Source organism: Duganella sp. GW821-FHT07G03, from assembly GCF_059418605.1.
Map to the genome: position 1 here is coordinate 1,045 of NZ_JBWKQE010000001.1, position 11,463 is coordinate 12,507.

Below are 11,463 nucleotides of genomic sequence, written 5' to 3' on the forward strand. Positions count from 1 at the left end.
ACCCCCCCCCCCCCCCCCCCCCCCCCCCCCCCCCCCCCCCCCCCCCCCCCCCCCCCACTTTCCCCTTCAACTAATACTATGCCAATGCCCTGCTAGTGTTAATCCAGTTGATGCGGCATACGAGTCCGCCGTCAACTGTGCTTCCTCGATTCTGTCGGTGAAGATTGATTCGCTGGTAGCAATTTCATGCCATGAATGGCTACGTATGCAATCTCCAGCATCGCGCCACGTGACCCAAGCCATAAAGCGAAACCCAAAAGCCCCTCCAGTCCGCTTGTAGATCTCAGCAATTACAGGGATGTCGCATGCCTTACGGGTTGAGATAACATCGGTATCGGGCTCGTACGCGTCTGGGAGCTGTTCTGGCTGCAAAAACGAATCAAAGAGGTTGTGCATAGTTATTGAGTAATCTGACTATTTATGATTGTTCGCCAGTGATACCGCTGAACCCTACAGATTCAGGATATTGATTCGGCAGTTGGTTTTATATATTCAAGCTTGCTTGAATGCATCCGGCTTTGCGGCCAGCACAAAAGGAATCGCAATTGGTCCCAGCACCGCCACCAAAGGTTCAAGGGTCAGTTCCGGCAACGTGCCATTTGGCAGGTTGCCGGAACTGACCCCATTTCGCGTGAACAGGGAGGCGTAGACGCGTTCCTTGCTCTTGATCTCCCCCCTGGGCCAATCAGCTTATTTAATAGCAAATATACAATCCAGTCAGAAAATGGTTATAATGACTATTGTTTTTTGTTTAAGTATTTAAACTTTGGTATTAGAATCGTACACAATATAAGGATTGACATGAAACGCATTCTGACTTCGATTGCCCTCGCCGCTAGTCTGGCGGCAGGCGCCACCTCGGCTTCGGCCACCGTTCTCAATTTTGACGATCTGACCGGCTCGGCTGAGATGCCCGCCACCTACGGCGGCCTCGACTGGAGCGGCTGGACGCACTACGACTCTTATGACCCCCTCTACAACCCCGTGTCTGGCCCGACGCGTTTGTATGACCAGGGTAACAACAATGCCTTCTCGTCGGCGTCGGCGTTCACCTTCCAGGGCGCCGATTTCGCGGGCCTATCCATTAGCAACGTGCGTTTCGACATGTACCTGCACGGTTCGTTGGTCGCTTCGTCCGCCACGGCCGTCACGTCGAAACGCCCGGCCTTCCTGTCGAGCGGTTACAGCGGCCTGGTCGACAAAGTCGTTGTGATCAGCATTGCCCCCAACTATTTCGTGATGGACAACGTGATGATCAATGCCGTTCCGGAACCAGAGACGTACGCGATGATGCTGGCAGGCCTGGGCTTGCTCGGCTTCATGGCGCGCCGCAAGGCATAAAAGCGACGAGCTTGCCATTTCAATCGGCTTAGGGGCGGCCAGCAGGCCGGCCGCCCCCCCCCCCTGCTGTGGGCTTGGCGCAATACTAAATCGCTGAATTATCAGACGCCGGATCAGGTCTACCGCGATGAGGCGGGAGGCGATGCGTTGAACGTCGACAGATTCGGTGATGCCTGACGGGCCACTTTAGATCGTCCGCCTCTACCGCCTCGATAAGAAATTGCCACGCCTACTCGCTTCGCGTGCTTCCGACCAGTCCAACGTCCACCCCGGCATCTTGTGCGGCGCCAACAGCTGCCTCAACTTACTTGTACCCGGCATCCTTCTCCGGTAGCAAACGAACGTGTTTCAAACTCGGACGCACATCTGACGCGCACTAAAAACGATGAGAAATGGAAAGACAATCAAAGCGACGACTCTTTATTCTCGCGAGCCTTTTTGTCCTTCTTTTTGTTGGCTGCTACGATATTGTCGTAAAAAGTTTTTTCGAAGTAGGTCAAAGTGAACACAAAACTTAGGTGGGGCGACTCTTGTTCAATGATTGAATTCCCCGCAGCAAAACGTGCGTATCCATCACCGAGCTGTGGCATGGCTCCGCCTGCGACGAGCTTGTATTTTTTGCTGAGATTGGAATAGACTTCACGAGCACCGTCGTTGCCCATTCCACCTTTAGATGCCTCAATTTGAACTGCAATCACTTTGCCGTCACGGCATCTCACAACAGCTTTGCTTGCGCCGTCATACAAGGCGGAAGGGACTGCAGCGGTTAGCAAGACATCAGTTCCATCGAGCTTTGCCTCTTCAACGCGTCCTAGCTTTGTCCGCGCTGCATCACAGGTGGCGACGCCTATTTCCAACCCGAAAGGCATGGCATTCGTGGGCGCTGCAACAGATGCCGTGGACGTTATCAGCGCCAAAGCCAGAATATTGAATCCTAATGTTTTACAGAAAAGTGATTTCATATTGCCTCTTCCCAACGTCTAAACTCTATTAATGCCCCGTTTTACGCAAATTTGAGCGCACGGGCCAGAATAGCATTTTTCATTGACAAAAAAATCACGAATTATCACAAAGTCCGCTTCTGGACGCTAGCGGTGTTCATCGCGGCGTACGGCATCAAGGGCATCCAAAAAGTCTTCGGGGGCACTAGATTTTTCGCTAATTCAAATCAGTACTCATGATTTATTTCTATGAGTTAGTGATGGAATCCATCCAGTCGTCCCCCGTCAGGCAACTGAAAACTTACTTGAATGCCTCTGGCTTGGTAGCCAGCACGAAGGCAATTGCACGACGAACAAAAAAAAAGCCCGCAGCACAAAGAGGCGCGGGTCAAAAGTTTTCAAATCGGGAGAGACTTGAAAGAGCAAAGCCAGTATTGCAGCGCAACATTACGCCTTGATGACATCGGCGCCTCGAACAGTCTTTATTTGCTCTTTTAACGAGAAATTATCAGTTTCAGCCCCAGGCCGACGAAAATCGCACCGGCCACGCGGTCCATCCACATGCCCGCGCCCGGATGGCGGTTGATCCACGCGCCCACCGCACCGGAGAAATATCCCAGCAAGCCGAACAGCACCACTCCCTGCGCCGTGAACAGCAAGCCCAACTGAGCGGTCTGCCAGCTGACGTCGCCCCGCTCGGCCACCACAAACTGCGGCAGGAAAGACAGGAAGAACAGCACCACCTTCGGATTGACCGCATTGGCGAACAACCCCTTGCCAAACAACTTGCCCAGACTCTCGTCCGGCACCCCACCGCCCTCGACACGGGCGCCGCCGCGACTGCGCAACGCACCGATGCCCAGCCAGATCAGATAGCCGCCACCCAGCAGCTTGAGCGCGCCAAACGCCATCGGCGAAGCCTTGATCAAGGCGCTCACGCCCAAGGTCGCCAACAAAGTGTGGCTCAGGCAGCCCAGCGCGCAGCCCAGGCCGAACACCATGCCCTGGCGCCGTCCGCGCGACATGCCGACGCTGAGCACCATCAAATTATCCGGGCCCGGCGAAATCGTGATCAGCAAGGCGGCGCTGAGAAAGCCGATGAATTGTTCTGGAGAGATAAGCACGGTCGCGTTCCTGTGGTGCAAAGGCGCCATCTTACCTGCCTCGGCCGGCATGCGCCAAGCATCGGTCCATGCCACAGGTCAATTTTTGAATAAAACAATAAGTTCTCGTTTAAAATGGAAAAAATCCAACTTATTGAGACCTGCGGCCTTCGGAACACTAATGAGTACAGCTTGCAAGATGTCTTACCGTCTACCACGTGGCACGTTGCTCGTGCTGCTGGCGATGCTGGCATGGTGGCAACTGGCGTTGAGCCCTACCGCAGCCACGGCTGCGGAGCGTCCGCCGGCTGCGATCAGCGTCAATACCGCAAGTATCGATTTGATGACGACAGGCAAGCTATACCTGGACGAAGGCCAGCCCTTCCCGGTTGATGCTGCTGGCCTGCCCAAGCTGCTGGCCGGGCTCAATCCCGCGCCCAAGGTCAACCTGTTGGGCGGCGGCTACTGGCTCTATGCCGAGCTGCGCAACGACAGCCATCAGCCGGCCTGGGTCATCGATCCCAACGACACGCTGATCGACGTCGTCGACATCCAGGTGTTCGGCCCCGACGGCAGCGCGCGCCAGATGCTGACCGGCTACCGCCAGCCGCATTCCTACCTGCTGCACTACGGCAAAGACGTCGACCTGCAGCCCGGCCAGCGCTACCAAGTCTTGATACGTTTCGCCAGCCCCTACTACGCCCGCACGCCGGTGATGTCGGTGCTGCCGCGCACCACCTACCAGCAGCTGGTGGCGCGCGAGAACGTGCTCATCATCGGCTCCATCGGTGCGCTGCTGGCGTTGACGGTGTTCAATTTCTTCATCTATTCGATCACCCGCGACAACTCGTCGCTGTACTACTCGCTGTACGTGCTGTGCTACGCCATCGCCTGGGGCATGACCTTCCACATGACGGCCGACCTGTTCGACTGGCACAACCTGCAGTGGCACTACGTGCCCTTCTTCCTGTTGCCGGTGCTGAGCACCATGTTCTACACCAACTTCCTGCGGCTGAAAGAAAATTCGCCGCTGCTGTACCGGCTCAGCCGCGTCAACATCGTGCTGCCGCTGGTGACGCTGCCGAGCTGCTTCTTCTACCTGAGCTACGCCCACACCATCGCCACCATCGTCATCACGATCTGGATGACGATGGCGCTCACCAGCGGCATCGTGGTGTGGCGGCGCGGTTACTACCCGGCGCGCTTCTTCGTACTCGGCTTCGTCGCGCTGATGGTGCCGGGGCTGTTCATCCTGCCGGCCAACCTGGGACTGATCCCGGCCATGATCACCAACGCCCAGCTGTTCACGCTGCTGGGCGGAACGCTGGACGGCGTGCTGCTGGCGTTCGCGTTGGCCGACCAGATCCGCCTGCTGCGCAACACGCTGGAGCAGCGCGTGCAGGAGCGCACCGCCCAGCTGACCGAGGCCAAGGAACATGCGGAAGTGGTGAGCCGCCACCGCATCGACTTCCTGTCGGCGATGAGCCACGATATCCGCACGCCGCTGGCCGGCGTGATCGGCATGATCAAGTTCGCCATGCGCGACCAGTCGGTGCGCGGCCGCACCGAGGAATACCTGCGCATCGGCTTGCAGAACAGCGAATCGCTGCTGGCCATCCTCAACGACATTCTCGATTTCTCCAAGATCGACGCCGGCCGCCTGTCAATCGAAACGGTGGACTTCGACCTGATCGCGCTGGTCGACGACGCCATCGGCATCCTGCAAGGCCAGGCCGACGCCAAGAGTCTGCTGCTGCGCTGCGACCTGGCGCTGGACCTGCCGCGCTACGTGCGCGGCGATCCGACCCGTCTGCGCCAGATCCTGCTTAACCTGCTGGGCAACGCCATCAAATTCACCGACCGCGGCGAAGTGCGGCTGGACGCCTCGTCCACGCTGACCGTCGACGGCCGCACCAGCGTCAGCTTCGACATCGCCGACACCGGCCCCGGCATCCCTGCCGAGACGCTGCCACGCCTGTTCCAGAAGTTCGAACAGGCCGACCACTCGACCACGCGCCGCTACGGCGGCACCGGCCTTGGCCTGGCGATCTGCAAGGAGCTGGTTGAACTGATGGGCGGCTCGATCGCCGCCGAAAGCCGGGTCGGCGTCGGTTCCACGTTCAGCTTCACGCTGCCGCTGGCGGTGGGCGCGGCGCCGGCCATCGATCCTTCCAGCCTGCCGCGCAAGGAGCACCACGCCTACCGCCTGCGCGTACTGTGCGCCGAGGACGTGCGCACCAACCAGATCATCGTCAGCACGCTGCTGGAGAATATGGGCCACGACATCCGCGTGGTGGAAAACGGTTTGCAAGCGCTGCACGCGCTCAGCACCGCCGCCTACGACCTGGTGCTGATGGACGGCCGCATGCCGATGATGGACGGCGAACAAGCCGCGCGCCTGATCCGCAGCGGCGGCAGCGAGGACTATCGCGTGCTCGATCCCGGCATCCCGATCATCGCGCTGACCGCCAACGCCAGCGACCATGACCGCGCGCGCTATCTGGCGGTGGGCATGGACGGCTTCCTCAGCAAGCCGGTCGACGAGCGCCTGCTGTACGACCAGATCGAGAAGACCATCGCCCAGCACCTGAGCCGTGGCCGGCCGCTGCGGCCGACCGACGCTGCGCGCCTGTCCGCCATCCGCGCGCAGTCGCTCGACGAGCAGTTCGGCGTGGCGCCGGCGGTCGAGAAGCGCATCGATCCGGCCACGGTGCAGATCATGCCGCTGGCCGGGCTGTCGCACTCGCACATGCAGCGCATCACCCAGGCCTTCCTCGACGAAGCGCCGCGCCGGCTGGAGAACGCGCGCGCCGCCGTCACGGCCGCCAACGCCCATGCGGCGGCGGCGGCGATCCACGCGCTCAAGGGCAGCGCAGGTTATCTGAGCTCGACCCACCTGCACACGCTGTGCCACGAGATGGAGGCCGCGGCTGCCGCCGGCGACCTGGAAGAAGTCACCCGCCGCCTGCCTGGCGTGGCTGCGGCATTGGACCAGGCCTGCAACGACCTGCGCCGCGCCGCCAGCAACGATGTGACCATGTCTCAGCAGGAATCGACGACCTGACCTGCGAGCCGGCGGTGACACTGCTACACTGGCGGCTTCCAACCAAGGAGATGCCGCATGTCCAACCGCACGCTCAACCTCACCGACCCGCTGTACGATTATGTGCTGGCGCATTCGCTGCGCGAGCATCCGGCGCAGACCGCCCTGCGTGACGCCACCCGCAGCCACGAACGCGCCGCCATGCAGATCGCGCCCGAGCAGGGGCAATTCATGGCGATGCTGGTCAAGCTGACCGGCGCCCGCAACACCATCGAGATCGGCGTGTTCACCGGCTACAGCGCGCTGTCGGTGGCGCTGGCGCTGCCGTCCGACGGCCGCATCCTGGCCTGCGACATCAGCGACGAGTACACCCGCATCGGCAAGCCGTTCTGGGCGCAGGCCGGCATCGCCGATAAAATCGATTTGCAGCTGGGCCCCGCGCTGGCCACGCTGGATGCGCGCCTGGCGGCAGGCGAGGCAGGCCAGTACGACTTCGCCTTCATCGACGCGGACAAGGTCAATTACGACGGCTACTACGAGCGCTGTTTGCAGCTGGTGCGGCCCGGCGGCTTGATCGTGATCGACAACACGTTGTGGAGCGGCCGCGTCGCCGAACGTGCCGACACCGACGATACCGCCGCGCTGCAAGCGCTGAACATCAAGCTGCATCACGACGAACGCGTCGACCTGTCGCTGCTGCCGCTGGGCGACGGCCTGACGCTGGCGCGCCGCCGCTAGGCGCGCACCGTCGGCCGGCCTGTTATTACGGCACCCGCATCACGTGCGGCACATGACCGGTATGGTCCAGAAAGGCGGCCAGCCCGGCATGGCCGATGACCACGGTCGCGGTATTGCGCAGCGGGTGCGCCTGTATCTTGTCGGCGTTCCAGATCGCCTCGTCGACGATCAGTTCGACCAGGTTTTCACGGTCGTTGATGACGGCGAAGATGCTGACCGCGCCCGGCGTCACGCCCAGGTGGCGCAGCAGGCGCTCGGGCGATCCCATGCTCAACTTGGTGGCCGGCAGCTGGCGCGCCAGCTCCGCCATGTCGACGCGCCGGTCATGCGGCACGATCGCCAGCAGGTGGCGCGAGCCCTTGGCATCGCGCATGAAGACGTTCTTGGTCTTCATGCCGTCGAGCGGCGGCACCTTGGCCAGCGCTTCCTCGATGGTGAACACGGCCTCGTGCTCGACCACTTCGCAGTCCCAACCCCGCTGCGCAAATAAATCCAACAAGCCGTCCTGCTCGGCGGCGGTCATATCATCCACGTCTCATCCTTTCACGTTGCGCGCGGGCGAGCGTCTTCGACACCGCTACCGCCGCCGTTCAATTGTACGGCGGCCCGCTTGCCCGCCTGTGCACGAATCCGACACGAACTGGCCCGGCGCCGCCATGCCAGGCCGCGCATCTGTCGCATTCAGCTTGTTCGATGACGATCCTGTCATGGCCGGCGCCGCGCGCCTGAGGTGTAATGGCCGCACTGTCCTACGCACCATTCCACCCCTGTTCAGAGAACCAGCCATGACATTGCCCACGCCCGAATCCACCTGCATCCTGACCCTGTCTTGCGCCAGCGCGGCGGGCCAGGTCGCCGCCGTCACCAGTTTCCTCGAGGCGCGCGGCTGCTACATCGACGAAATCGCCGTCTTCGACGACAAGATCGAACAGCGCTTCTTTGCACGCTGCGTGTTCCACCCGGCCGCCGGCGCGGCGCTGCCGGTCGACGCGCTGCGCGCCGACTTCCGCGCCATCGCCGAGCGCTTCGGCATGCAATGGTCGATCGACCTGGCGGCCACCCGCCAGCGGGTGCTGATCATGGTCTCCAAGCTGGATCACTGCCTCAACGACCTGGTTTACCGCTGGCGCATCGGCGAGCTGAAAATCGACATCGCCGCCGTGGTGTCCAACCACCCGGACCATGAGTCCATCGCCACCGCGCACGGCATCCCCTTCCACCACCTGCCGCTCACGCCCGACACCAAGCGCGCGCAGGAGGCCGCGCTGCTGGCGTTGATCGGCGACTACCGGATCGACCTGGTGGTGTTGGCGCGCTACATGCAGATCCTGTCCGAAGAGCTGAGCGCCAGCCTGTCCGGGCGCGCCATCAACATCCACCACTCCTTCCTGCCCGGTTTCAAGGGCGCGCGCCCCTACCACCAGGCCTACAGCCGTGGCGTGAAGCTGATCGGCGCCACCGCCCACTACGTGACCACGGACCTCGACGAAGGCCCGATCATCGAACAGGTGGTGGAACGGGTCGACCACAGCTACGAGCCGGAGCACCTGCTGGCCACCGGCCGCGACATGGAATGCCTGGCGCTGTCGCGCGCGCTCAAGCTGCAGGTGGAGCGGCGCGTGTTCCTGAACGGCCAGCGCACTGTGGTTTTGCGTTGACCATTGCGCTGACGGGTTTCCTCAAGCGCGCCGTGGCTGGCGCGCGGCGGCCGGCGCGGCGCCAAAACGTTCGCGGTATACGCGGTTGAAATGCACCACCGAGCCGAAGCCGCAAGCCGCCGCGATGGCCGGCAGCGACAGGCCGGACTGGCGCAGCAGCTCGCGGCCCTTGTCCAGCCGCAGTCCCAGGTAGTACTGCGCCGGCGAACTATCGAGCTGTTCGCGGAACATGCGCTGCAGCTGGCGCGGCGAGCGCCCGCTCAGGCCCGCCAGCTCGGCCATCCCCAGCGGTTCCTCCAGGTTGGCCTCCATCAGCTGCACCACTTCCAGCAGCGCCGGGCCGGCGCCGGCCAGGCGCTGCGCCAGCGGCATGCGCTGCGGCTCGCTGTGGCCGCGCACATGCTCGTGGATGAACTGGTCGGCGATGCCGGCGATGGTGGCGGCGCCGATCCGGTCCGAGATAATATCGAGCATCATGTCCAGCGGCGCCACGCCGCCGCCGCAGCTGTAGCGGTCACGGTCGATCACGAACAGGTCGAACGAGAAGCGCACCGCCGGATAGGCCGCGGCCAACGCCGGCAGCGTCTCCCAATGGCTGGCGCAGCGATAGCCGTCGAGCAGGCCGGCGGCGGCCAGCGCGTCGGCCCCGGCGCACAGGCTGCCCAGCGCCACGCCGCGCGCGGCCAGCTCGCGCAACAGCGCCAGCGTCGGCTGGTCCGGGGCGTCCGGCAGCTGTTCGCCGCCGCAGACAAACACGATGTCGGGCCAGCCGCCCAGCTCCGGCCGCGCGGCGGGCAGCGACAGGCCGTTGCTGGCCTCCACCGCCTGGCCGCCGGCGCTGAGCACCGACCAGCGGTACAGCGGCGCGCGTTCCAGGTAGTTCGCCATGCGCAGCACTTCCACCGCATTGGTGAAGGCGATCATGGAGAACTGGTCCAGCGGCAGAAAGCCGAAATGGGAGAAATGGGCGGGCGCGGGCATGCGGTCTGGGACGGTGGCGAAGTCTGGCGCTACAATCGCATGCGGCCGCACAAAACGCAAGCGCCCGGATTTGGACCACGGATTTGGACGCATTTGGGCAAATTGTGGTCGCAAATAGCGCGTCCACGCCGGCCGCTCCCGGCGATCATACGGGAATCGCCTACACCGCACCATGAGGAAAACCATGCCACTCTACGGCTTGCAGCAACTGTATATCGGAGGGCGCCGCGTCGACGCCACCAGCGGCGCCACCTTCGACGTAATCAATCCGGCCAACGGCGCGGTGCTGGCCCAGGTGCAGCGCGCCTCGCGCGCCGACGTCGACGCCGCCGTCGCCAGCGCCCAGGCGGGCCAGCGGGTGTGGGCCGCGATGACGGCCATGCAGCGCTCGCGCATCCTGCGCCGCGCGGTCGACATCCTGCGCAGCCGCAACGACGAACTGGCCGAGATGGAGTCCAATAACACCGGCAAGGCGCTGTCCGAGACGCGCTACGTCGACATCGTCACCGGCGCCGACGTGCTGGAGTACTACGCCGGCCTGGTGCCGGCCATCGAGGGCCAGCAGATCCCGCTGCGCGACAGTTCATTCGTCTACACCCGGCGCGAGCCGCTGGGCGTGGTGGCCGGCATCGGCGCCTGGAACTACCCGATCCAGATCGCGCTGTGGAAGTCGGCGCCGGCGCTGGCCGCCGGCAACGCCATGCTGTTCAAGCCCAGCGAGGTGACACCCCTGACCACGCTGGTGCTGGCCGAGATCTACACCGAAGCCGGCCTGCCGGACGGCGTGTTCAACGTGCTGACCGGCGGCGGGCGCGAAGTGGGGGCCTGGCTGACCGAGCATCCGGGCATCGCCAAGATATCGTTCACCGGTGGCACCGAGACCGGCAAGCAGGTGATGGCCAGCGCCTCCGGCTCCACGCTGAAGGAAGTGACGATGGAACTGGGCGGCAAATCGCCGCTGATCGTCTGCGACGACGCCGACCTGGATCGCGCCGCCGACATCGCCATGATGGCCAACTTCTACAGCTCCGGCCAGGTGTGCACCAACGGCACCCGCGTGTTCGTACCGAACGCGCTGAAGGCGATCTTTGAACAGAAAGTGCTGGAGCGGGTGCGCCGCATCCGCGTCGGCGATCCGCTCGACCCGCAGACCAACTTCGGCCCGCTGGTCAGCTTCGCCCACATGGACAGCGTGCTGCGCTACATCGAGGCCGGCAAGAACGAAGGCGCGCGCCTGCTCGCCGGCGGCGAGCGCCTGAGCGCGGAGCCCTTTGCCAACGGCGCCTACGTCGCCCCCACCGTCTTCACCGACTGCCGTGACGACATGACCATCGTCCGCGAAGAGATCTTCGGCCCGGTGATGGCCATCCTGGGCTATGACAGCGAGGACGAGGCGATCCGCCGCGCCAACGACACCGTGTACGGCCTGGCGGCCGGCGTGGTGACCGAAAACCTGAGCCGCGCGCACCGCATCATCCACCGGCTGGAAGCGGGCATCTGCTGGATCAACGCCTGGGGCGAGTCGCCGGCGGAGATGCCGGTGGGCGGCTACAAGCAGTCCGGCGTGGGCCGCGAAAACGGCCTGATGACGCTGGAGCACTACACCCGCGTCAAGTCGGTGCAGGTGGAGATGGGCTCCTACACCTCGGTATTCTGAC

General features: G+C 63.2%; 9 protein-coding genes. 5 read left to right on the forward strand and 4 right to left on the reverse strand.

The window, feature by feature from the left end:
• The first annotated feature begins 801 nt into the window (after positions 1–801).
• Complete coding sequence (locus tag AC07OK_RS00015) at positions 802–1,341, forward strand: FxDxF family PEP-CTERM protein (RefSeq protein ID WP_494688367.1); 540 nt, start codon at positions 802–804, stop codon at positions 1,339–1,341.
• Between the two features lie 404 nt (positions 1,342–1,745).
• On the opposite strand, the gene AC07OK_RS00020 is transcribed toward AC07OK_RS00015, so the two are convergent.
• Positions 1,746–2,303 carry a hypothetical protein gene (locus AC07OK_RS00020; protein ID WP_494688368.1) on the reverse strand — a complete coding sequence of 186 codons (558 nt, stop codon included), beginning with the start codon at positions 2,301–2,303 and terminating at the stop codon, positions 1,746–1,748.
• Positions 2,304–2,776: 473 nt separating this feature from the next.
• Positions 2,777–3,406, reverse strand: a complete 630-nt coding sequence (locus tag AC07OK_RS00025) for a LysE family translocator (protein ID WP_332851930.1) — start codon at positions 3,404–3,406, stop codon at positions 2,777–2,779.
• A 160-nt stretch (positions 3,407–3,566) separates the two neighbouring features.
• Here AC07OK_RS00025 and AC07OK_RS00030 point away from each other — a divergent pair, with 160 nt between their 5' ends.
• Positions 3,567–6,449 (forward strand): hybrid sensor histidine kinase/response regulator, encoded by a 2,883-nt coding sequence (locus tag AC07OK_RS00030; RefSeq protein ID WP_494688369.1) that lies wholly within the window; start codon positions 3,567–3,569, stop codon positions 6,447–6,449.
• A 57-nt stretch (positions 6,450–6,506) separates the two neighbouring features.
• Positions 6,507–7,166 carry a class I SAM-dependent methyltransferase gene (locus tag AC07OK_RS00035; RefSeq protein ID WP_494688370.1) on the forward strand — a complete coding sequence of 220 codons (660 nt, stop codon included), beginning with the start codon at positions 6,507–6,509 and terminating at the stop codon, positions 7,164–7,166.
• Between the two features lie 25 nt (positions 7,167–7,191).
• On the opposite strand, the gene AC07OK_RS00040 is transcribed toward AC07OK_RS00035, so the two are convergent.
• On the reverse strand, positions 7,192–7,689 hold the full coding sequence (locus tag AC07OK_RS00040; RefSeq protein WP_494689015.1) for a prolyl-tRNA synthetase associated domain-containing protein: 498 nt from the start codon (positions 7,687–7,689) through the stop codon (positions 7,192–7,194).
• Positions 7,690–7,951: 262 nt separating this feature from the next.
• Between AC07OK_RS00040 and purU the strand changes: the two genes are divergently transcribed.
• Positions 7,952–8,824, forward strand: coding sequence for a formyltetrahydrofolate deformylase (purU, locus tag AC07OK_RS00045; protein ID WP_494688371.1), 873 nt, complete (start codon positions 7,952–7,954; stop codon positions 8,822–8,824).
• A gap of 21 nt (positions 8,825–8,845) precedes the next feature.
• Here the strand turns inward: purU and AC07OK_RS00050 are convergent, their stop codons facing one another.
• Positions 8,846–9,805 carry a GlxA family transcriptional regulator gene (locus tag AC07OK_RS00050; protein WP_494688372.1) on the reverse strand — a complete coding sequence of 320 codons (960 nt, stop codon included), beginning with the start codon at positions 9,803–9,805 and terminating at the stop codon, positions 8,846–8,848.
• 184 nt (positions 9,806–9,989) lie between these two features.
• Between AC07OK_RS00050 and betB the strand changes: the two genes are divergently transcribed.
• Positions 9,990–11,462, forward strand: coding sequence for a betaine-aldehyde dehydrogenase (gene betB, locus AC07OK_RS00055; RefSeq protein ID WP_494688373.1), 1,473 nt, complete (start codon positions 9,990–9,992; stop codon positions 11,460–11,462).
• Position 11,463 lies beyond the last annotated feature (1 nt).

Excerpts from the sequence above, each read along its gene's own strand:
- AC07OK_RS00015 (WP_494688367.1), top strand. The coding sequence starts at position 802 with ATGAAACGCATTCTGACTTCGATTGCCCTCGCCGCTAGTCTGGCGGCA.
- AC07OK_RS00020 (WP_494688368.1), bottom strand. The coding sequence starts at position 2,303 with ATGAAATCACTTTTCTGTAAAACATTAGGATTCAATATTCTGGCTTTG.
- AC07OK_RS00030 (WP_494688369.1), top strand. The coding sequence starts at position 3,567 with ATGAGTACAGCTTGCAAGATGTCTTACCGTCTACCACGTGGCACGTTG.
- AC07OK_RS00035 (WP_494688370.1), top strand. The coding sequence starts at position 6,507 with ATGTCCAACCGCACGCTCAACCTCACCGACCCGCTGTACGATTATGTG.
- AC07OK_RS00040 (WP_494689015.1), bottom strand. The coding sequence starts at position 7,689 with ATGACCGCCGCCGAGCAGGACGGCTTGTTGGATTTATTTGCGCAGCGG.
- purU (WP_494688371.1), top strand. The coding sequence starts at position 7,952 with ATGACATTGCCCACGCCCGAATCCACCTGCATCCTGACCCTGTCTTGC.
- AC07OK_RS00050 (WP_494688372.1), bottom strand. The coding sequence starts at position 9,805 with ATGCCCGCGCCCGCCCATTTCTCCCATTTCGGCTTTCTGCCGCTGGAC.
- betB (WP_494688373.1), top strand. The coding sequence starts at position 9,990 with ATGCCACTCTACGGCTTGCAGCAACTGTATATCGGAGGGCGCCGCGTC.